This is a genomic window from Pseudomonas sp. GW821-FHT01C01, from assembly GCF_059422645.1.
In genome coordinates, this window is the sequence record NZ_JBWKXF010000074.1 from 1 (window position 1) to 20,145 (window position 20,145).

At 59.9% G+C, this 20,145-nt stretch carries 18 protein-coding genes, 1 tRNA gene and 1 riboswitch; of the genes, 16 read left to right on the forward strand and 3 right to left on the reverse strand.

Going from position 1 to position 20,145, the window contains the following annotated elements; all coding sequences use genetic code 11:
* Window positions 1–90 precede the first annotated feature (90 nt).
* Together AC07XF_RS27090 and AC07XF_RS27095 are read right to left on the reverse strand one after the other, a co-directional pair.
* Window positions 91–534 (reverse strand): hypothetical protein, encoded by a 444-nt coding sequence (locus AC07XF_RS27090; RefSeq protein ID WP_495028966.1) that lies wholly within the window; start codon window positions 532–534, stop codon window positions 91–93.
* Between the two features lie 167 nt (window positions 535–701).
* Complete coding sequence (locus AC07XF_RS27095; RefSeq protein ID WP_495028949.1) at window positions 702–974, reverse strand: hypothetical protein; 273 nt, start codon at window positions 972–974, stop codon at window positions 702–704.
* 294 nt (window positions 975–1,268) lie between these two features.
* Window positions 1,269–1,369, forward strand: a riboswitch (guanidine-I (ykkC/yxkD leader).
* A 60-nt stretch (window positions 1,370–1,429) separates the two neighbouring features.
* Here AC07XF_RS27095 and AC07XF_RS27100 point away from each other — a divergent pair.
* The 16 genes from AC07XF_RS27100 to AC07XF_RS27175 all read left to right on the forward strand — a co-directional run bounded on the left by AC07XF_RS27100 (window position 1,430) and on the right by AC07XF_RS27175 (window position 19,063).
* Window positions 1,430–2,497 carry a putative urea ABC transporter substrate-binding protein gene (locus AC07XF_RS27100; protein WP_495028950.1) on the forward strand — a complete coding sequence of 356 codons (1,068 nt, stop codon included), beginning with the start codon at window positions 1,430–1,432 and terminating at the stop codon, window positions 2,495–2,497.
* A 15-nt stretch (window positions 2,498–2,512) separates the two neighbouring features.
* Complete coding sequence (locus AC07XF_RS27105) at window positions 2,513–3,328, forward strand: ABC transporter permease (RefSeq protein WP_495028951.1); 816 nt, start codon at window positions 2,513–2,515, stop codon at window positions 3,326–3,328.
* Window positions 3,325–4,113, forward strand: coding sequence for an ABC transporter ATP-binding protein (locus AC07XF_RS27110; RefSeq protein WP_495028952.1), 789 nt, complete (start codon window positions 3,325–3,327; stop codon window positions 4,111–4,113). Before AC07XF_RS27105 ends, AC07XF_RS27110 begins: the two co-directional genes overlap by 4 nt.
* A gap of 13 nt (window positions 4,114–4,126) precedes the next feature.
* A complete protein-coding gene (locus AC07XF_RS27115) occupies window positions 4,127–4,852 on the forward strand; it encodes an urea amidolyase associated protein UAAP1 (RefSeq protein WP_495028953.1) in 726 nt (241 codons plus the stop codon).
* 11 nt (window positions 4,853–4,863) lie between these two features.
* Window positions 4,864–5,505 carry an urea amidolyase associated protein UAAP2 gene (locus tag AC07XF_RS27120; RefSeq protein WP_495028954.1) on the forward strand — a complete coding sequence of 214 codons (642 nt, stop codon included), beginning with the start codon at window positions 4,864–4,866 and terminating at the stop codon, window positions 5,503–5,505.
* Window positions 5,506–5,764: 259 nt separating this feature from the next.
* Window positions 5,765–9,406, forward strand: a complete 3,642-nt coding sequence (gene uca, locus AC07XF_RS27125; RefSeq protein ID WP_495028955.1) for an urea carboxylase — start codon at window positions 5,765–5,767, stop codon at window positions 9,404–9,406.
* Between the two features lie 25 nt (window positions 9,407–9,431).
* A complete protein-coding gene (atzF, locus tag AC07XF_RS27130) occupies window positions 9,432–11,210 on the forward strand; it encodes an allophanate hydrolase (RefSeq protein ID WP_495028956.1) in 1,779 nt (592 codons plus the stop codon).
* 191 nt (window positions 11,211–11,401) lie between these two features.
* A complete protein-coding gene (locus AC07XF_RS27135) occupies window positions 11,402–12,895 on the forward strand; it encodes a sensor domain-containing diguanylate cyclase (protein WP_495028957.1) in 1,494 nt (497 codons plus the stop codon).
* Window positions 12,882–13,100 carry a cysteine-rich CWC family protein gene (locus AC07XF_RS27140; protein WP_495028958.1) on the forward strand — a complete coding sequence of 73 codons (219 nt, stop codon included), beginning with the start codon at window positions 12,882–12,884 and terminating at the stop codon, window positions 13,098–13,100. Before AC07XF_RS27135 ends, AC07XF_RS27140 begins: the two co-directional genes overlap by 14 nt.
* 33 nt (window positions 13,101–13,133) lie before the next feature.
* The gene (locus AC07XF_RS27145) at window positions 13,134–13,826 is read left to right on the forward strand and encodes a pseudouridine synthase (protein WP_495028959.1); all 693 of its coding nucleotides are present in this window, start codon (window positions 13,134–13,136) and stop codon (window positions 13,824–13,826) included.
* 313 nt (window positions 13,827–14,139) lie between these two features.
* Window positions 14,140–15,024 carry an alpha/beta fold hydrolase gene (locus tag AC07XF_RS27150; protein WP_495028960.1) on the forward strand — a complete coding sequence of 295 codons (885 nt, stop codon included), beginning with the start codon at window positions 14,140–14,142 and terminating at the stop codon, window positions 15,022–15,024.
* Window positions 15,025–15,206: 182 nt separating this feature from the next.
* A tRNA-Gly gene (locus tag AC07XF_RS27155) sits at window positions 15,207–15,280 on the forward strand.
* 306 nt (window positions 15,281–15,586) lie between these two features.
* A complete protein-coding gene (locus AC07XF_RS27160) occupies window positions 15,587–17,113 on the forward strand; it encodes a Fic family protein (RefSeq protein WP_495028961.1) in 1,527 nt (508 codons plus the stop codon).
* Between the two features lie 392 nt (window positions 17,114–17,505).
* On the forward strand, window positions 17,506–17,775 hold the full coding sequence (locus AC07XF_RS27165; protein ID WP_495028962.1) for a short-chain dehydrogenase: 270 nt from the start codon (window positions 17,506–17,508) through the stop codon (window positions 17,773–17,775).
* 323 nt (window positions 17,776–18,098) lie between these two features.
* The gene (locus AC07XF_RS27170) at window positions 18,099–18,827 is read left to right on the forward strand and encodes a class I SAM-dependent methyltransferase (RefSeq protein ID WP_495028963.1); all 729 of its coding nucleotides are present in this window, start codon (window positions 18,099–18,101) and stop codon (window positions 18,825–18,827) included.
* A gap of 74 nt (window positions 18,828–18,901) precedes the next feature.
* Window positions 18,902–19,063: a hypothetical protein gene (locus AC07XF_RS27175; RefSeq protein ID WP_495028964.1), complete on the forward strand. Its 162-nt coding sequence runs from the start codon at window positions 18,902–18,904 to the stop codon at window positions 19,061–19,063.
* Between the two features lie 52 nt (window positions 19,064–19,115).
* Here the strand turns inward: AC07XF_RS27175 and tam are convergent, their stop codons facing one another.
* On the reverse strand, window positions 19,116–19,886 hold the full coding sequence (gene tam / locus AC07XF_RS27180) for a trans-aconitate 2-methyltransferase (protein WP_495028965.1): 771 nt from the start codon (window positions 19,884–19,886) through the stop codon (window positions 19,116–19,118).
* Window positions 19,887–20,145 lie beyond the last annotated feature (259 nt).

Genomic DNA, 20,145 nt, shown 5'->3' on the forward strand with positions numbered 1-20,145 from the left:
AAGGCGGAGTGTCAGAAACATTGATGTTGTCTGACACTCCGCCTTCGCGAGCAAGCCCGCTCCCACATTAGAGCTGTGTTCTATATAAAACTAGCGGTGATTATCCCGCCAGTTGTGATCGCCACGTTCGCCACGATGGTTGCGCCAGTCTCGGCCTCGATTGTCATTGTTCCAGTCCCCGCGGTTACGCCCGTCCCAGCCATGGTTCTGATGCATCCGGTAATCACCCCGATATGGCTGGTAGTAACGCGGAGCGGGCTGGTAATAGCGCGGTTGATACATCCGCGGCTGGTAGTAATAGCGTGGTGTCGGCTGGTAATACCGCGCTGGCGGCATGTAATACCGAGGCGACGGTGTGTAGTAACCATTGGAATAGTAGGAACTCCCCCCGGCGTAATAGTTGGGAGCAGGCGAGGTATAGACCTCGGAACTGTAGTCACTGCCTCCTTCGTCGTAATAAGGCACGCACCCACCAAGGGACAATCCTAATACAGCAAGCAGAAGAATTCGCCGCAGCTTATTTTGACAGAGCATGGCGGCCTCCTGGACCGCGGGTGAGCCACACCAGCGACGCTGGCAAGCGACAGTCAAATATTCGGTGACTGTCGAAAGATCAGACATCGAATTCAGAATCTGGTGCGCTCTTGAAACAAGTGAAAACATCTGGCCGATGAAAGGTTTTTCATCCATTCACGCCCTGATTAACGGTGGCCACCGTGAAATCCACCGCCATGATATCCACCTCCGTGATACCCACCGCCGCGATAGCCGTGGCCACCGTAGTAACCATGCCCGCCGTAGTAATAGGAGCGATAACCACCGTAGTAGCGTGGGCCGTAGTAGCCGTAGTAATAGGGCGAGTAGTAACCGGGGTAGTAATAAGGTGCCCCGTAGACGTCGGCCGGACCGTCGTAGTAGTAGCAGCCAGACAATCCAAAACCGAGCACTGCACCGAACAACAATCGACGCAACATGGCGGCCTCCGTAAAGACCTGTGACAACAGTCGGCACAGGCCGACTGACATCTGTTTTGACTGGCAAACCTCTGCCAAGTGCAACGTCGCACCCACCTTCGGATCAGCGGCGGATACGTTCCAATGCAGTGCACCTGCGCACCATCACAAGGCAGTCCGCCCTCCCGATCAAACCTCTCGACCATCCCGTCCCCCACGCTAGAGCGCTCGGGCCAACTTGGCACGCCTCTCGCTTTAGCGCACTTGTTCCAAAAAATGTGCAGGCGTCACCACAGGTTCGCGGCACCACAATTTGCAATGGCTGACTAGGGTTCCGGCTCGCGATGGCGAGTGACTGGTCCGAGAGTTGGCGACCTCCGGTTGAGGTTACACGGCGGGACAAAAGCCCGGGAGACAAGCCACCGTTAGCGGTGCCGCTGCCTTCCTGTCCGTCCTTGATCAACTGGAGAACCACCATGTCCAAGCTTCGTTTACCCGCCCTGCTCGCCGCTGCGTTCGCCGCCCTCGTGAGCCTCTCGTCCCAGGCCGCCCAGAAAGACCACTTCAGCGTGTGCTGGACGATCTACGCCGGTTGGATGCCGTGGGAATATGCCGGCAGCCAGGGCATCGTCGATAAATGGGCGAAAAAGTACGGCATCAAGATCGACGTGGTGCAACTCAACGATTACGTCGAATCGCTCAACCAGTACACCGCTGGCCAGTTCGACGGTTGCACCATGACCAACATGGACGCACTGACCATTCCGGCGGCCGGTGGCGTCGACAGTACCGCGCTGATCGTCAGCGATTTCTCCAACGGCAATGACGGCATCGTGCTCAAGGGCGAAGGTAAGAAAGTCGCCGATCTCAAGGGCATGGACGTCAACCTGGTAGAACTCTCTGTCTCCCACTACCTGCTGGCCCGGGCCCTGGATTCGGTGGACCTCACCGAGAAAGACCTGAAAGTGGTCAACACCTCCGACGCCGATATCTCGGCCGCCTTCAACACCGATCAAGTCAACGCCGTCACCACCTGGAACCCGATGCTCTCGGACATCAAGGCCAAGCCTGCGGTGACCGAAGTGTTCAACTCCAGCCAGATCCCCGGCGAAATCATGGACATGATGGTGGTCAACAGCGCCACCCTCAAAGACAACCCGGCTCTGGGCAAAGCGCTGACCGGCGCCTGGTTCGAAGTGGTCGAGTTGATGAACGCAAAAAACGCCGCCAGCAAAGCCGCACTCGAACACATGGCCAAAGCCTCGGGCACCGATCTTGCGGGTTTCCAGGCACAACTGGACACCACCAAGTTGTTTGCCACGCCCAAGGAAGCCCTGGCGTTCAGCACCAGCAAGCAACTGCCGGAGACCATGCGCAAAGTCGCCGAGTTTTCCTTCCAGCACGGCTTGCTGGGTGAAGGCGCCAAGGACACCAGCGCGGTCGGCATGGCCTTCGCCAACGGCGTGACCAGCGGCGACACGGGCAACCTCAAGCTGCGCTTCGACCCGAGTTACGTGCAGATGGCCGCCGACGCCAAGCTGTAAAAAGAGGACTTGGCCATGCGCCTGATCAACCTTCACCCGGACCGCCCGAGTCGCTTGCTGCTGGTGATCCTGCCGTTCGCCCTGGTGCTGTTTGCCTACTTCACGGGCTCGGCCGAGCGACTGGCGGACAACCCCAATGACAAGCTGCTGCCCAGCGCCGTGCAGATGACCGATGCAGTGAAACGCCTGGCGTTCGTGGCCGACACCCGCACCGGCGAATACCTGCTCTGGCAGGACACGGCGTCCAGCCTGCAACGTCTGGCCATCGGCCTGGGCATCAGCGCCTTGGCCGGGCTGTGCCTGGGCATCGCCGCCGGTACCCTGCCGCTGTTCGGTGCGCCGTTGTCACCGTTGCTGACGGTGCTGTCGATGGTGCCACCGCTGGCGATCCTGCCGATCCTGTTCATCGTCTTCGGCCTCGGTGAGTTGTCGAAAGTGATGCTGATCGTCATCGGCATCACCCCGGCCCTGGCCCGGGACCTGGAACAGCGCGCCCGGGAAATTCCCGTGGAGCTGCTGATCAAGGCCCAGACCCTCGGCGCCTCGACCTGGACCCTGATGCTGCGGGTGGTGTTGCCACAACTGCTGCCACGGTTGTTGATTTCGCTGCGGCTGATGCTCGGTTCGGCGTGGTTGTTCCTGATTGCGGCCGAAGCCATCGCCTCTACCGATGGCCTCGGCTACCGGATTTTCCTGGTGCGCCGCTACTTGGCGATGGACGTGATCCTGCCCTATGTGGTGTGGATCACCCTGCTCGCCTGGCTGATGGATTGGGGGCTCAAGTACCTGACGCGTCGGGCATTCCCTTGGTACGAGGGGGCCGCCAAATGAGCTTCATCAGCGTTAAAAACGTCTGGCAGCAATACGCCGATCAGGTGGTGCTTGAAGGCCTGAACCTGAACGTCAATGAGGGTGAGTTCTGCACCCTGGTGGGCGCATCCGGTTGCGGCAAATCGACCTTCTTGCGTCTGCTGCTCGGACAGGAACGTGCCAGTCGCGGCGAGATCTTGCTCGACGGTCAACCCTTGGCCGGTGAGCCGGACGCCAGCCGTGGCGTGGTGTTCCAGCGCTACTCGGTGTTCCCGCATTTGAGCGTGCTGGACAACGTCGCCCTGGGCCTCGAACTGCCCCGCTCCCCCTTGCTCGGCCGCCTGTTCGGCAGCGCCAAACGTGAGGCCCGGGAACAGGCCTCGGAGCTGCTGCGCAAAGTCGGCCTCGGACACTCGCTGGACAAGTACCCCGCGCAGCTTTCCGGCGGCATGCAGCAACGACTGGCCATCGCCCAGGCACTGATCATGAAGCCCCGCGTGCTGTTGCTCGACGAACCGTTCGGTGCCCTCGATCCGGGCATCCGCAAAGACATGCACGCCTTGCTGCTGGAGCTGTGGCGCGAGACCCGACTGACAGTGTTCATGGTCACCCATGACCTGTCCGAAGGTTTCAGCCTCGGTACGCGCCTGCTGGTGTTCGACAAGGTTCGCCTCGACCCGCACGCACCCGGCGCCTATGGCGCACGCATCACCTACGACATCCCTTTGAACAGCGACCGCCGCGCCCAGTGCAACGCCGTCGACGCCCTGCCGCTGCCGATGGCGGGCACGTTTCGTATCGCTTAGAGGATTTTTGACAATGACTGATTCGACTCAACTGTTCCCGCCCTTCGCCGAAGAAATACTCCCCGGCGGTGGCCATCGTTCCTTCGTGTTGAAACGCGGCCAGTTGCTGCGCCTGACTGACCTGCGCGGCGGCGCCAACGTCAGCCTGACGCTGCTCAATGCCAATGAAAAAACCGAACGCCTGAACCTGCCCGACAGCCTCAAATGCCAACACACCGCCAAGCTCACCGCCGGCCATTGCCTGTACTCGGACATGGGCCGCGTGCTGGCCGCCATCACCGCCGACACGTGCGGCTGGAGCGACAGCCTGGGCGGCGTGCTCTGCGCTGAAGAAGTCGCAGAAAAGTACGGCGCAGGCCGCTACCAGGAACTGCGCAACGGTTTCTTCCGCAACGGCACCGACAACCTGCTGGTGGAATTGGGCAAGTGGGGGTTGGGCCTGTCGGACCTGCTGATGACGCTCAATCTGTTCAGCCGGGTGAACGTCGACGACGCCGGGCATTTCCATTTCGTTGAGGGCAATTCCAAGGCCGGCGACTACATCGAGTTGTACGCGCCGATGGACACCCTGGTGGTGCTCACCGCTCTGCAACACCCGATGGACCCGACGCCGGAATACGCACCGAAACCGCTGAAACTCAGCTGGATGAACGCTGACGCCAGCGTCGCCGAACACTGCCGCACCTCGCGCCCGGAAAACGAGCGCGGCTTCATCAACACCGACCGCCTGTTCGCCTGAGGATCGCTGCCATGTCACTCGCAATCGCCACCGCTCCACAGTCGCCTGAAACCGCGGTCTACCGCGCCACCATCCCCGCCGGCGAACCCTGGCTGATGGAGGTCAAGGCCGGCCAGACCCTGCGCATCCTCGACCTGGAAGGCAATCAGGCGGTCGATACGCTGTTCTACAGCCTCGCCAATCCGAAGGAACGCTACGACGTACAGCGCACTTTGCGCCGGCAAAACAGCGTGTACCTGAGCACCGGCAGCGTGCTGTATTCCAACCTCGGCAAGCCGATGCTGACCATCGTCGCCGACACCTGCGGGCGTCACGACACCCTCGGCGGCGCCTGCGCGCAAGAGAGCAACACCGTGCGTTACGCCCTGGAAAAACGCTACATGCACAGCTGCCGCGACAACTACCTGCGCGCCTGTGTCCACGATGGCCGGCTGGGCAAGGGCGACATCGGGCCGAACATCAATTTCTTCATGAACGTACCGGTCACCGCTGATGGCGGCCTGACCTTCGAAGACGGGATTTCCGCACCGGGCAAGTACGTCGACCTGCGGGCCGAAATGGACGTGATCGTGCTGATCTCCAACTGCCCGCAACTCAACAACCCGTGCAACGCCTACAACCCCACTCCTGCGGAGCTGCTGGTATGGAACTGAAACTCTCGCGATTGCGCCGTTGGTTGTTTGCCTTGTGCCAGACCCGTTCAGGCCAGTGCATTAAATAACCAACCCTGTAGGAGCTGGCTTGCCAGCGAAGGGGCCAGATCAGACACCGCATCAACTTCCTTCGCTGGCAAGCCAGCTCCTACAGGGGTCGGTTTTTTCATCCGGGACGGCCCGGATGCATCTCGAAAAACTGCGGGACGGCCCGCATCCCAGTCGAGGCTGATGCGCTATCGCCTCCGGGGGTTATGCCATGTTCGAAAAAGTCCTGATTGCCAACCGTGGCGCCATTGCCTGCCGCATCCTGCGGACCTTGCGCGAACTGCAAGTGCAGGGTGTTGCCGTCTACTCCGAGGCCGATGCCGCCAGCCTGCACATCCTGCAAGCCGACGAGGCCCACAGCCTCGGTGAGGGCGCGGCCGCCGGCACATATCTGGCGGTCGATAAAATCCTCGCCATCGCCCAAGCCAGCGGCGCCACCGCGATCCATCCCGGCTACGGCTTTCTCTCGGAAAACGCCGCGTTCGCCGAAGCCTGCGAAGCCGCCGGTATCGCCTTCATCGGCCCGACGCCGGAACAACTGCGGGTGTTCGGCCTCAAGCACACCGCGCGCGCCCTGGCCAAACAATACGGCGTGCCGATGCTTGAAGGTACCGAACTGCTCGACAGCCTCGATACCGCGCTGCTGGCCGGTGAACAGGTCGGCTATCCGGTGATGCTCAAAAGTACCGCTGGCGGTGGCGGCATTGGTATGCGCGTATGCCGCAGCGCGGCCGAGTTGAGCGAATCCTTCGAAGCCGTCAAACGCCTCGGCCAGAACAACTTCAGCGACGCCGGCGTGTTCATCGAGAAGTACATCCAGCGTGCCCGTCACCTGGAAGTGCAGGTATTCGGCGACGGTCACGGCGAAGTGATCGCCCTTGGCGTACGCGACTGTTCGGTGCAGCGCCGCAACCAGAAAGTCCTCGAGGAAACCCCGGCGCCGAACCTGCCCGAGGGCATGGCCGATGAACTGTGCGCGGCGGCCATCAAACTGGCTAAAGCGGTGAATTACCGCAGCGCCGGCACCGTGGAGTTCGTCTTCGACAGCGATGCCCGGCGTTTCTATTTCCTGGAAGTGAACACCCGTTTGCAGGTGGAACACGGTGTCACGGAACAGGTGTGGGGCGTCGATCTGGTGCGCTGGATGGTGCAACTGGCGGCTGGTGATTTGCCGCCACTGAGCGATCTGATACAGGGTTTGAAACCGCAGGGTCATGCGATTCAGGCGCGGTTGTATGCCGAAGATCCGGGGCGTGATTTTCAACCGAGCCCGGGGTTGCTCACCGCCGTGGACTTCCCGGTGGCCAATGGCATTCAACTGCGTATCGACACCTGGGTCGAGGCTGGCTGCGAGATCCCGCCCTACTTCGACCCGATGATTGCCAAGGTCATTACGTGGGCGCCGAGCCGCGAAGAGGCAGCTGCCGGCTTGCATCAGGCCTTGGGCGACAGCCTGCTCTACGGCGTGGAAACCAACCGCGACTACCTGCGGCAAATTCTGCTCGATGTGCCCTTCGCCAGCGGCCAGCCGTGGACCCGTTGCCTGGAAGGTCTGGTCTATCAGGCCAACACTTTCGAGGTGCTCAGCGCTGGCACCCAAACCAGTGTTCAGGACTATCCCGGCCGCCTCGGTTATTGGGCGGTCGGCGTGCCGCCATCGGGGCCTATGGACAGTCGGGCACTGCGTTTGGGCAACCGTTTGCTGGGTAACGAAGAAGGCTTGGCGGCACTGGAAATCACCATGAGCGGGCCGTTGCTGCGCTTCAATTGCGAAGCGGTGGTGGCGGTGACCGGGGCGCAAATTCCACTGACGCTGAACGGTGAAGCCGTTGCGATGAACACGACACTGCTGGTTCCGGCTGGTGCTACGTTGTACCTCGGCACGATTGCCGGTGCGGGGGCCCGCAGTTATCTGTGCCTGCGCGGCGGTCTGCAAGTGCCGGATTATCTGGGCAGCAAAAGTACCTTCACTCTCGGCCAGTTTGGTGGCCACGGAGGTCGCGCCTTGCGTGCCGGCGACGTCTTGCATGTACCGGCCTTGAGCGATCGCAGCGCCGGTCAGCAATTGGCTGAAAATCAGCTCAACGAGTTGCCCGGCGTACGGCAAATCCGCGTGATCTACGGTCCGCACGGCGCCCCGGAATATTTCACCGAAAACTACATCGGCACTTTCTTCGCCACGCAGTGGGAAGTCCATTTCAACTCCAGCCGCACGGGCGTCCGGTTGATCGGACCAAAGCCGGAGTGGGTGCGTGCCGATGGTGGGGAGGCGGGTTTGCATCCGTCGAACATTCACGACAATCCGTATGCGATTGGTGCGGTGGATTTCACCGGCGACATGCCGGTCATCCTCGGCCCGGATGGCCCAAGCCTTGGCGGGTTCGTGTGCCCGGTGACCGTGATCGAGGCAGATCTTTGGCAGCTAGGGCAGCTCAAGGCGGGGGACAAGGTGCAGTTCATTCCTGTCGACCTCAAGACCGCCCGCACCCTAGCCTTGAAATGCGATCAATCCTGTAGGAGCGAGCTTGCTCGCGATGGTGTGTCAGCCACCCTGATGTCGACTGACACACCTTCGCGAGCAAGCTCGCTCCTACAGGGGATTGTGTCGCCTGTGGTGTTGGATATCGGCAAGGACGATACGCGGCTGGTTGCACGGCTGTCGGGCGACACACATCTGCTTCTTGAAATCGGCGCCCCGGAACTCGATCTGGTCCTGCGCTTCCGCGCCCACGCCCTCATGCAGGCACTGGAAAGCCAACACCTGCAAGGCGTGATCGACCTGACGCCGGGCATCCGTTCGCTACAAGTGCACTACCAGCCCGAACAACTGCCGCTGGCGGATCTGCTTGGCATCGTTGCCGGCGAATGGGACGCCGTGTGCGCAGCCAAAGACCTGCAAGTGCCCTCGCGCATCGTTCATCTGCCGCTGTCCTGGGACGACCCGGCGTGCCAGTTGGCCATCGAGAAATACATGACCACGGTGCGCAAGGACGCGCCGTGGTGCCCGAGCAACCTGGAGTTCATCCGCCGCATCAACGACCTGCCGAACCTCGATGAAGTACAACGCACGGTGTTCAATGCCAGTTACCTGGTGATGGGGCTCGGTGACGTTTACCTCGGCGCACCGGTCGCCACCCCGCTCGACCCGCGCCATCGCCTGGTCACCACCAAGTACAACCCGGCGCGGACCTGGACTGCCGAGAACTCGGTGGGCATCGGTGGCGCCTACATGTGCGTCTACGGCATGGAAGGCCCCGGCGGTTATCAGTTTGTCGGGCGCACGTTGCAGATGTGGAACCGCTACCGCGATGTCGCCGCGTTCGATGGCAAACCGTGGTTGTTGCGGTTTTTCGACCAGATTCGTTTTTACCCGGTCAGCGCCGATGAACTGCTGCGCATCCGCCGGGATTTCCCCCTTGGGCGCTTCGACCTGAGCATCGAGCACAGTCAGTTGAATCTGGCGGATTACCAGGCGTTTCTGGCGCAGGAAGCCGAATCCATCGGCGCTTTTCGTGCGCAGCAACAAGGCGCGTTCAACGCCGAACGCGAACGCTGGATCGCCAGTGGCCAGGCGCATTTCGACAGTGAAGAACTGGCTCCCGAGGCGACCGAAGATGCACCGCTGGCCAGCGGTCAACAGAGCGTCGACAGCCACATCGCCGGCAACCTCTGGCAGGTTCAGGTCGAGACCGGCAGCCGCGTCGAGGCCGGTGACGTGCTGGTGATTCTGGAGTCGATGAAGATGGAAATTCCCCTGCTCGCACCGATGGCCGGCGTGGTGCGCGAGATTCGCGTGCAGCCGGGTTCGGCGGTGCGCGCCGGACAGCGCGTCGTGGTGCTGGAACTCGACTGAACCCATTTTGCCAAGGACTCATGCCATGAACATCAATCTGCAACTCGACGCCCTGCGCAGCGCTTATCGCGATGGCAGCCTCACTCCCCGGCAATTGCTGCTGAACCTGCGGGACAAAGCCGCGGCGCTGAACCCGGACTATCACCTGTTCATTCACTTGCTCAGCGCCGAAGAACTGGAACCTTACTTCGCTGCCCTCGACGGTCGCGACCTCGACAGCCTGCCGCTGTATGGCGTGCCGTTTGCGATCAAGGACAACATCGACCTGGCGGGCATTCCGACCACGGCGGCATGCCCGGCATTTGCCTACATGCCGGAGCGTTCGGCGACCATCGTCGAGCAACTGCTGGCCCTCGGTGCGATTCCCTTGGGCAAGACCAATCTCGACCAGTTCGCCACCGGGCTCAACGGCAGCCGCTCACCGTACGGCGCGTGCCCCAACAGCGTATTGCCGGAGTATCCGTCGGGCGGTTCCAGCGCCGGTTCTTCGTTGGCGGTGGCGCTCGGCGTCGCGAGTTTTTCGTTGGGCACCGACACCGCCGGCTCCGGGCGTGTGCCGGCGGCGTTAAACAACCTGGTCGGCATGAAGGCCACCAAGGGCCTGATCTCGACGGCCGGTGTCGTACCGGCCTGTCGTACACTTGATTGCGTCACCACCTTCACCGCCACGGCGCGGGAGGCCAGTCAGTTGCTGGCACTCACGGCGCGCCTCGATCCGCGGGACGAATACAGCCGCAGCAACCCGCTGTGGAACGACGGCTCGGCATTCGGCACACCACGCCCGTTCCGTTTCGGCGTACCCCGTGCACAGGATCTGCAATTCTTTGGTTGCCCGGAAGGCCCGCTGTTGTTCGGCGATGCCATCGACCACTTAAAGGCCTTGGGTGGCGAAGCGGTGGAACTGGATCTGTCGCCGTTTCTGGAGGCCGCACGTTTGCTCTATGAAGGCCCGTGGGTGGCCGAGCGCTACAGCGTGGCGGGTGAGTTGATGAGGCAAAATCCCGAAGCCGTGTTGCCCGTGATTCGCGCCGTATTGGCCAAGGCACCGAGCGTCGACGGTGTGCAAACCTTCCGCGCACAGTACCGGCTGCAAGCGCTGAAAGCCCTGTGCGACACAGCGCTGGAAGGCCTTGATTGCGTCGTTACGCCGACCATCGGCCGTCCGGTTACGCGGGCGGAACTCGAGGCTGAACCGGTGCTGCGCAATTCGGAACTGGGCTACTACACCAACTTCATGAACCTGCTCGATTACGCCGCCGTCGCCGTGCCCAGCGCGTTCATGGACAACGGCCTGCCATGGGGCGTGACGCTGTTTGGGCGGGCCTTTACCGATCAGTATCTGTTGAGCGTGGCGGATGCCTTGCAACGTCAGCAAGGCTTGGCCGCACCTGCACCGGTGACAGTTGCCCGCCATGATCGGTCGCGGCTGGTGGTCTGCGGCGCGCATCTGGACGGGTTGGCGTTGAACTGGCAGCTCAAGCAGCGCGGTGCCCGGTTGGTGGAAACGACATTCAGTTCGCCGGACTATCAACTCTATGCCCTGGCCGGCGGCCCGCCGTTTCGTCCGGGCATGGTCCGCGTGAAGGATGGCGGCGTGGCGATTGCAGTGGAAGTCTGGGAGTTGCCCAGCCTTGAACTGGGTTCCTTCCTGACCGGGATTCCGGCGCCGCTGGGGCTGGGCAAGGTGCAACTGGCGGATGGGCGCTGGGAGAGCGGGTTTATCTGCGAGGCGTATGGGCTGGAGGGCGCGATGAATATCAGCCATTTGGGCGGGTGGCGGGTCTACCTGAAAAATCTGCGTTGATCTCTCGATTCGCGGGCAAGCCCGCTCCTACAGGGTCGGCGCAGAACTTGTAGGAGCTGGCTTGCCAGCGAAGGCATCAGCTGAAGCACCGCCGCACCTGATCCCTGCCGATTTACCCTATGAATCCAGCAGTTATTTCCCGCCAGTCCCCTTAGAATGCCTGCCATCGGATGACTGCCAATGGAACTGCCATGCCGCTTCGCTCGCCGCTGTATTCTCAACGTTCGTTGGTCCTCACGCTGGTCGCATTGCTGGGCGCAGGCTTCCTCGCTACCTCCTTTCTCAGTTACTACGCCTCCCGGGCATCGATCCGCGACAACATCGTCAACACTGAGCTGCCGCTGACGTCGGACACGGTCTATTCGGAAATCCAAAAAGATCTGGTCAGGCCGATCCTGATTTCCTCGATGATGGCCCGCGACACCTTCATGCGCGACTGGGTGGTCAACGGTGAAAAAGATTCCGACCAGATGACCCGCTACCTCAACGAGGTCATGACCCATTACGGTGCCTACACCGCGTTCTTCGTCTCCAACACCAGCCTGACCTACTACCACGCCAAGGGTGTGCTCAAACAGGTCAAGGCCACCGAACCCCGTGACGCCTGGTACTTCCGTGTGCGGGACATGAAGGATCCGTACGAGATCAACGTCGACCCCGACCTCGCCAACAAGGACAACCTGACCTTTTTCATCAACTACAAGGTCTACGACTACAACGACCGGTTCATCGGTGCGGCCGGGGTTGGCCTGACCGTCGACGCCGTGATCAAGCTGATCGACAAATACCAGCAGCGTTATCAGCGCAGTGTGTATTTCGTCGATAACTTCGGGCGCCTGGTGCTCACCGGCGCCGAAGGGGGTCCGCAGGGTGCACACATCGGGCAGAAACTCGGCGAACTCGACAGCATGAAAGACCTGGTCAGTCGGCTGCCCACCCCCCACAGCGGCAGCTACGAATACTCCGCGCTGGGCCTGGGACATTTCCTCAACGTGAGGTTTATCCCGGAGCTGAACTGGTACCTGTTCGTCGACAAACGCGAAGACAGCGCCCTCGGTGAAATCCGCCAGTCGCTGTACCTCAACCTGCTGATCTGCCTGTTGGTCACGCTGATCGTACTGGCCCTGCTCAACCGGGTGATCAAACGCTATCAGGACAGGATCCAGGCCCAGGCCACCCTCGACAGCCTGACCGAACTGCCCAACCGTCGCGGCTTTGACCTGCTGGCCGCACCGGCCATGCATGAAGCCCGGCGCGAGCCCAAACCGCTGACCGCTTTGCTGCTGGACCTCGACCACTTCAAGGCGTTGAACGACACCTACGGCCACCTGGCCGGCGACCAGGTACTGATCGGTTTCGCCCGGGATCTGGAAAGTTGCCTGCGGCACTCCGACATCGTCTGCCGCTGGGGCGGTGAAGAGTTCATCGTGCTGCTCAAGGACACCGACGGTAAGACCGGTCTGATGATTGCCGAGAAAATTCGACAACACGTGGAACAGCAGCGCTATGCCTACAACGACAATGCCTTGCAACTGAGCGTGAGCATTGGCCTCACCACCCTGCAGCCCGATGACACCTTGCACAGCCTGCTGTCACGGGCGGATCATGCGATGTATCGGGCCAAGCAAACCGGCCGTAACCGAACCTGCGTGGAAAAGTCTCACTCCAGTTATGAACCAGTCTGACCTCTGCCCGGCGTGCGGTGCACCCAATGACTGCACCCTGGCCAATCCGCGAACCGCCGACCGCGCCTGCTGGTGCTACGGCGTCAGCATCGACCCGGCGGTGCTCCAGGCGCTGCCGGCGCAACTGCGCAATGCCTCGTGCCTGTGTCCGCGTTGCGCCGACGTCGAAGCGCAGTTGCAAGCAGCGTCCGAGTCGATCAAGTAAGATGCGCGCCCCTTTCTTCACTGATCCTTAGTCATGCGTGTCGACCGTTTTCTCAGCAACCTGCCCCGTTTCAACCGTAAACAGGTGCGCCTGTTGCTGGTGGAAAAACGCGTCAGGGTTGACGGAAAAGTCATCAGTGACCCGCACAGCGAAGTCCGCGAGTTCAGCCGCGTCGAAGTCGACAACGATGTGCTGCAAGTTGGCAAACCCCTGCGCCACTTCATGCTGCACAAGCCCGCCGGATGCGTCAGTGCCACTCGGGATCCACAACACCCGACCGTGCTCGATTTGATCCATGAACCGGATAAGGACGAACTGCACATCGCCGGACGCCTGGACTTCAACACCACCGGCCTGATGCTGATCACCAATGACGGCAGCTGGTCGCGGCGCCTGACCCAGCCGCAGACCAAACTGCCCAAGGTCTATTACGTCGAAACCGAGCAGGACATCGGCCCCGAATACGCCATCAAATTCAGCGAAGGGCTGTACTTTTCCTTCGAAGACCTCACCACGCAACCGGCCGGGCTAGAGCTGCTCGGGCCAAAATCTGCACGCCTGAGCATCGTCGAGGGCCGTTATCACCAGGTGAAACGCATGTTCGGCCACTTCAACAACAAGGTGATGCGCTTGCACCGCGAGCGTATGGGACCGTTGGTGCTCGACGACACGTTGAAACCGGGCGAATACCGCCCCCTGAGCGACGAAGAGATCGGATTGATCTAAGCAGGCGACCGCCGAGCAGAAGTTGTCGAACAATTTACCAAAGGCACTTGCGCGATGACGTGACCCCTGCTTGAATCAGGACGTCGGCCGAAATGTGACCGATGAGTCACCACATACTTCTAAGAAACTTTTTGCCGGTAGGAACCCTTGGGTTCCGGCCTCATCCGGCAGACTGCCCGCCAATAACAATACCCGTCGACCGGACTGCAATGGATCGACATGGGCCTCTCAAATTCCAGGCGTATGCCTACCTGTCACAAAGCTCGTGCAATCTCTATTTGCGCGCATACCCGCTTGCCAGGAGTCTTATGACATGAGGCCAGAAATCGCTGTGCTGGATATACAGGGTCAGTATCGGGTTTACACGGAGTTCTATCGCGCAGACGCCGCAGAGAAGACCATTATTCTGGTCAACGGCTCGATGGCCACGACTGCGTCGTTTGCACAAACCGTGAAAAACCTCCATCCGCAGTTCAACGTCGTCTGCTACGACCAGCCCTACGCGGGCCGGTCAAAAGCCCACAACCTGCATGAAAAAATGCTCACCAAGGAAATCGAAGGACAGATCCTGCTTGAGCTGATCGACCACTTCGCCGCCGAACACGTGCTGTCGTTCTCCTGGGGCGGTGCGGCGACCATGATGGCGTTGTCGCAACGGCCACGGCGCATCGAAAAGGCCGTGATCAGCTCGTTCTCCCCGGTGATCAACGCGCACATGCTCGACTACCTTGAGCGCGGCGTCGAACACCTCGGCAACCTGGACCGCGACCGGGTCGGACACCTGGTGAACGACACCATCGGCAAACACCTGCCGTCGTTGTTCAAGCGCTTCAACTATCGCCACGTCAGCTCCCTGGCCGAGCATGAGTACGGGCAGATGCACTTCCACATCAGCGACGTGCTGCACAGCGATCGCCAGTGCTACCTGCACGCGGCGAAAAAAATCGACGTGCCGGTGCTGTTCATGAACGGCGAATGGGACGAGTACACCGCCGCCGAAGACGCCCGGTTGTTCGCCGGCCACGTGCAACACAGCACCTTCAGCACCCTCCAGGCCACCGGCCACTTTCTCGACATGGAGCACAAAGCCGCCTGCCGAGACAGCCGCAACGCACTGATGGGGTTCCTGAAGCCGGCAGAGCACGAAAGCCGACCGCGTTACCACCACGTCCAGGATCACCATGCATTGGCTAGCTGAAGTAGTGTCATCGCGAGCAAGCCCCGCCCTGCTGCGTTAAACGTATTCTGCAGGCGCGAGGCTTGCCCGCGATCGACCGTCATGCGATCCATGCTTTATTTGTCACATCTGCGTTAAACCCGCCCCACGTAAAGAAAAACTTCAAATCGTCGGCCGTATCTGGTACAAAGTCAGCGCTCTGAGCGGGTGTCGTATAATGGCATTACTCCAGCTTCCCAAGCTGATAACGAGGGTTCGATTCCCTTCACCCGCTCCAATCAGATTTTTGTCTCACGTCGTTTTTTGACGGGGGATACAGGTAAAGAAAAAACCGGCCTTGATGGCCGGTTTTTTTGTGTCTGGGGTTGGTGAAATCCGGCTCATGACTTCCGCTGATCGACAAGCAAGCACGCCCGCCACTGTAGCGACCACTCTGTGTCCGTTAGCGTTTTACTCTAAAAACAATGAATCAGTATCAAATTTCTTCAAGCATTAGCATTTTTCACACCTGCGAAAATTATCGTTTTCGCATAGGATCGACGTTCTGTTAACGTTTTTCCTGCCCCAGTAAAGGATTTCGTCAATGCAAGTCGGTTTCAAGACCCTCGCAAGCCGTTACGACATTGCCTTGGCGCAGCCTTTACGTGTCGAGTCGATAATCGGCACTTCACGTGTCAGCCGCGAAAGTGTCGGCCAAGTGGAGAACCGGTATCCGCCAAAATACCGGCCCGCAGACGACTTTGCAGGACATTTCGAATTCGGCCTCAAGTACGAAGAAATTCATCTCGAGTTCTTTGCTCGCCTGTTCGCAGCCATAGGCTCGCAGCCTGTCGAAGACTGGTGTCGACGGGAGCCTTTCGGCCAGTACGCCCGTCGCACGGGGTTCTTCTACGAATGGCTGACAGGTGAACGTCTGGATGTGCCTGACGTGACCAATGGCGCCTATGTTGATGCCCTTTCGGCACAACATTACCTGACTCGCCGCGAGTCACTGCGAACGCGGCGTTGGCGAATAAATAACAACCTTCCAGGTACCGCTCAGTTCTGTCCCTTGGTTCGTCGTACGACGTCGATGCAGGAAGCTCTGCAGTTCAATCTGCGCGAAGCATTGAATGAGTTGAATCAGGCCTTTGGCGCCGACATCCTGTTGCGTACGGCCAGTTGGTTGACGTTCAAGGAGTCGCGCGCGAGCTTTCTCATCGAAAAGGAAGCCGACCAGGCTGATCGCATCCAGCGGTTTGCCCATGTCATTGCTCAGTACTGCGGACATATCGAAGATCCGTTGAGCAATGAGAGTCTGCATTCGCTGCAAGCCGGCATTCTCGGGCGTGATGCCATCGGGCTGGGTTTGCGGCGCTCTCCTGTGTTTGTGGGGCAGGCGACGATGCGCGAGGACATCGTGCATTACATTGCCCCCCACTCTGCGGATCTTGCGCAGCTGTTGGCAGGACTCAACGAGTTTGAGGTCGCAACACGTGGTGTGGAGTCTTTGGCGCGAGCCGCGGTGCTGGCATTTGGCTTCGTCTATATCCATCCCATGCGCGATGGCAATGGCCGGATTCATCGTTTCCTGATCAATGACACCTTGATTCGGGACAAGGCAGTGCCCGACGGCGTGATACTGCCGGTGTCAGCCACCATCACCAGTTCGATCGACTTCAGGGCCGGCTACGACCGTACCCTCGAAGTGTTCTCGCGACCGTTCATGCGTCGTTACGCGACGGCCTATCGATTCGGTGAACTCGTGACCTACGAGGACGGCACTCCCAGCAACTTTATCTTCGATGAATACGAGGACGCACGCTTTGCCTGGCGGTATCCCGATCTGACCGAGCACGTCCTGTACACCGCTCGCGTTGTCGAGCATACGATTCGAAAGGAAATGGCGGATGAAGCCAGAGTACTGGTGATCTTTCAGCGAGCGCAGGAGCAGCTGAAAGAGGTGCTGGAAATGCCGGACCAGGATGCCAACCGCATCATCCGCTCCCTAAAGGAGAACGGCTGGACCGTGTCCGGAAAGCTAATGAAAGCGTACCCGCAGCTTGAAAATGAGCGAATGGCGGAGCGCATTGTGGAGGCCGTGCGCTCTGCGTTTGAGGGGAGCCCGTGACTGGCCTGTCAACGTCGACCCATTTGGCTCCAATGGCTCATTTTTTGGGAGACCGAACGAGGCCATTTTTCAGAAAAAGCAACGTCCTACACTAGTCTGGGAAATGTCCGTACACTTGCGCATTGCTGTGCTTTTGTCATGAGACCTATAGTCCGAGTGCGCCCAAATGGCGTGTCGGGTTTGGCGACTCGATGGTAAAGGCCCAGAAACCTCCGAGCTATCTCGGAGCGTTTCTGAACGCACTTGGCTGCCTGTTTTTCTGGTGGCTGTGCGTGGGAGACTCTAGGGTCTGCCGGTTTAGCCTTGCCCCGGTTCGCCAACCCGCGTACAGCTGCCACCCCTTGTTTGGCGACAATGAGTGGTAGATAACCTCACTATCAAGGCAATCACTCATGAACGATTTTATGGCTTTAACCAGCAACGCCGACGATCTACCCTCCTTTTATGTCAACACCAAACAACCGTTGCATTCACTGCTCAGCAGCGCCCGTTACCGAATCGGTGCCGTGACGCAGGTACTCGAAAACCTCGCGATGCGAGGTGAAATCAGCACCGACTCGGTCATCCTCAGTGACTTCGCATTATTGTGCTGCATCCCCTTGCGCGATGGTTGCGATGTACTGGATGTCATCGCTCGACGCATGGATGCAGAACCGTCCTGACGTTCATCCGACACACTTTCAAATCGCACGGGCGAAGTGTCATTGTGGCGAGGGAGCTTGCTCCCGTTGGACTGCGTAGCAGTCCCTGCTTTTCAGGTGAAGAGCTGGGGCCGCTTCGCGCCCCAACGGGAGCAAGCTCCCTCGCCACAGGTTTGGTGTCGGCCCTGACTGACCGGCATTGCCCGGCCCGCTTGCATCTTCCCCAACTCCAACCACCCTCTCCACTGTGTGGCCATCAGCGAACACGCGTCATCATTTTTCGAAGGAACGCATGCGGCAATTCCGATGCTGCCAATGAATGATTTCAACAGAGCAACTCGAACATGACCCAAAACATCTATGACGATCCCGAATTCTTCCAAGGCTACAGCCAGATGGCCCGTTCGATAGGCGGTCTTGATGCCGCGCCGGAATGGCCTGCGCTGAAAGCGATGTTGCCGCCGATGCAAGGCTTGAAGGTGGTGGACCTCGGTTGCGGCTACGGCTGGTTCTGCCGTTGGGCCAGTGAGCAAGGTGCTGACAGCGTACTCGGGCTCGACCTTTCGGAAAAAATGCTGGAGCAAGCGCGCAAAACGACTTCGGCGCCGAACATCCAATACGCCCGCGCTGACCTGGAACACCTTGATCTGCCGAAAAACAGTTTCGACCTGGCCTACAGTTCCCTCGCCCTGCACTACATCAAGGACTTGCCCGGCCTGTTCGGCAAAATCCACGCAGCCCTCAAACCCGGCTCCCGCTTCGTGTTTTCCATTGAACATCCGATCTTCATGGCGCCACGTAATCCCGGCTGGATCACCGATGCCGAAGGCCGCAAGAGCTGGCCGCTGGACAGTTATCAAATCGAAGGCGAGCGTGTCACCAATTGGCTGGCTGAAGGTGTGATCAAGCAACACCGAACCGTGGGCACATTACTCAACGCGTTGATCGCGGCGGGATTCACTATCCAGCACATCAATGAATGGGGTCCGTCCGATACCGAGGTCGTTGCTCAACCGGCACTGGCTGAAGAACGGGAGCGCCCCATGATGATGTTGGTCGGAGTGCAACGCTGATAGCCGCCCGTATATTTTGCGTAAGGATCTTGGCGCGCCAGTAAAGAAGCCGTAGCAAGGCATTGAGCCCGAAAATGGATGCCTTATGCTCCCCGCTCACCCTTCACACCGAGATCGTCATGGACAGTTCAGAGTTGGGAATCATGATCATTTCAATGATCGGGTTGTTCGGCTTTGCTTCATTTGCTTTTGAATACTTGAGTGCCAGGCGCTCAAAAAAAGGTAAGCCGCAGTGATTCTCTCAGCGGTCAAAAAAAGGGACAGATAACGCATCTGTCCCTTTTCGCATCAGCGAGTCGCCACCAGAAACAAGCGCGGAAACGGCAGCAACACCGAACCATCGGCCAGCGCCGGATAGGCCTGTTCGATGGCCGCTTGATACTGCTTCAAATACTGCGCCCGTTCCGCCTCATCCAGCGGGTCGAGGAACGGCCGCAAACCGCTGCCCTTGAACCACTCGACCACTCCTGATGGACCACCCGCCAGTGGATGATGGTAGGTGGTGCGCCATACATCAACGCGAGCGCAATGGGGTTTGAGCATCGAGTAATAGCCGCTGGCATCGGCCATTTCCGTGCGCTGCCCGGCAGCCCCCGACAGTTTTTCGGCCCACGGTCCCTGCGCTGCGACTTCACGCATCAAGCGATGTGAAGGTTCGTTGAGGTTGTCCGGCATCTGGATCGCCAGGCTGCCACCCGGTGCCAATTTATTCACAAGTGAAGGCAACAACGTGGCGTGCTCCGGCACCCACTGCAACACCGCGTTGGCAAAAATCACGTCGAACGGGCCGTTGTCGTTCCAGGTGTCGATGTCGGCGATATCGAACTGCACCTGCGGCAAGCGCTTGCGCGCGGCTTCGATCATGTCGGTCGAACTGTCCAGCCCGCGCACCGAGGCACTGGCAAAACGCTCCACCAGCAACTCGGTCGAGTTACCGGGGCCACAACCGATATCGATGGCCGAGCGCACGTCCCCAGCGGGGATAGCCGCCAGCAGGTCACGGGCGGGACGGGTGCGTTCATCTTCAAAAGCGACGTACTGTTTGGCGGACCAACTCATTGCGTTCTCCTGTCGGTGTGTTGTTCTGGCCGAGGCCGACAACCGGGTAGCTACATTACATCGCCTGACAGGTTCTGCTCTATTCCACCTTTGGTAAGAGTCGTTGCTAAGCGTTTCAGAAAAAAACCGGCGTGATTAGCTAATGCCAGTCGGTTAAGCGGTAATGCGATCTGTAGCAGCTACCGAGCCCGCGAGGCGGCGTTCGGCTGCATAGCAGTCGTGAGTCCAGCTGACGCGGCCTGCCTGACGTACCGCAATG

What these genes read in the sequence shown, in the direction of transcription:
- AC07XF_RS27090 (WP_495028966.1), bottom strand. Translation starts at nt 534, where the DNA reads ATGCTCTGTCAAAATAAGCTGCGGCGAATTCTTCTGCTTGCTGTATTA.
- AC07XF_RS27095 (WP_495028949.1), bottom strand. Translation starts at nt 974, where the DNA reads ATGTTGCGTCGATTGTTGTTCGGTGCAGTGCTCGGTTTTGGATTGTCT.
- AC07XF_RS27100 (WP_495028950.1), top strand. Translation starts at nt 1,430, where the DNA reads ATGTCCAAGCTTCGTTTACCCGCCCTGCTCGCCGCTGCGTTCGCCGCC.
- AC07XF_RS27105 (WP_495028951.1), top strand. Translation starts at nt 2,513, where the DNA reads ATGCGCCTGATCAACCTTCACCCGGACCGCCCGAGTCGCTTGCTGCTG.
- AC07XF_RS27110 (WP_495028952.1), top strand. Translation starts at nt 3,325, where the DNA reads ATGAGCTTCATCAGCGTTAAAAACGTCTGGCAGCAATACGCCGATCAG.
- AC07XF_RS27115 (WP_495028953.1), top strand. Translation starts at nt 4,127, where the DNA reads ATGACTGATTCGACTCAACTGTTCCCGCCCTTCGCCGAAGAAATACTC.
- AC07XF_RS27120 (WP_495028954.1), top strand. Translation starts at nt 4,864, where the DNA reads ATGTCACTCGCAATCGCCACCGCTCCACAGTCGCCTGAAACCGCGGTC.
- uca (WP_495028955.1), top strand. Translation starts at nt 5,765, where the DNA reads ATGTTCGAAAAAGTCCTGATTGCCAACCGTGGCGCCATTGCCTGCCGC.
- atzF (WP_495028956.1), top strand. Translation starts at nt 9,432, where the DNA reads ATGAACATCAATCTGCAACTCGACGCCCTGCGCAGCGCTTATCGCGAT.
- AC07XF_RS27135 (WP_495028957.1), top strand. Translation starts at nt 11,402, where the DNA reads ATGCCGCTTCGCTCGCCGCTGTATTCTCAACGTTCGTTGGTCCTCACG.
- AC07XF_RS27140 (WP_495028958.1), top strand. Translation starts at nt 12,882, where the DNA reads ATGAACCAGTCTGACCTCTGCCCGGCGTGCGGTGCACCCAATGACTGC.
- AC07XF_RS27145 (WP_495028959.1), top strand. Translation starts at nt 13,134, where the DNA reads ATGCGTGTCGACCGTTTTCTCAGCAACCTGCCCCGTTTCAACCGTAAA.
- AC07XF_RS27150 (WP_495028960.1), top strand. Translation starts at nt 14,140, where the DNA reads ATGAGGCCAGAAATCGCTGTGCTGGATATACAGGGTCAGTATCGGGTT.
- AC07XF_RS27160 (WP_495028961.1), top strand. Translation starts at nt 15,587, where the DNA reads ATGCAAGTCGGTTTCAAGACCCTCGCAAGCCGTTACGACATTGCCTTG.
- AC07XF_RS27165 (WP_495028962.1), top strand. Translation starts at nt 17,506, where the DNA reads ATGAACGATTTTATGGCTTTAACCAGCAACGCCGACGATCTACCCTCC.
- AC07XF_RS27170 (WP_495028963.1), top strand. Translation starts at nt 18,099, where the DNA reads ATGACCCAAAACATCTATGACGATCCCGAATTCTTCCAAGGCTACAGC.
- AC07XF_RS27175 (WP_495028964.1), top strand. Translation starts at nt 18,902, where the DNA reads ATGGATGCCTTATGCTCCCCGCTCACCCTTCACACCGAGATCGTCATG.
- tam (WP_495028965.1), bottom strand. Translation starts at nt 19,886, where the DNA reads ATGAGTTGGTCCGCCAAACAGTACGTCGCTTTTGAAGATGAACGCACC.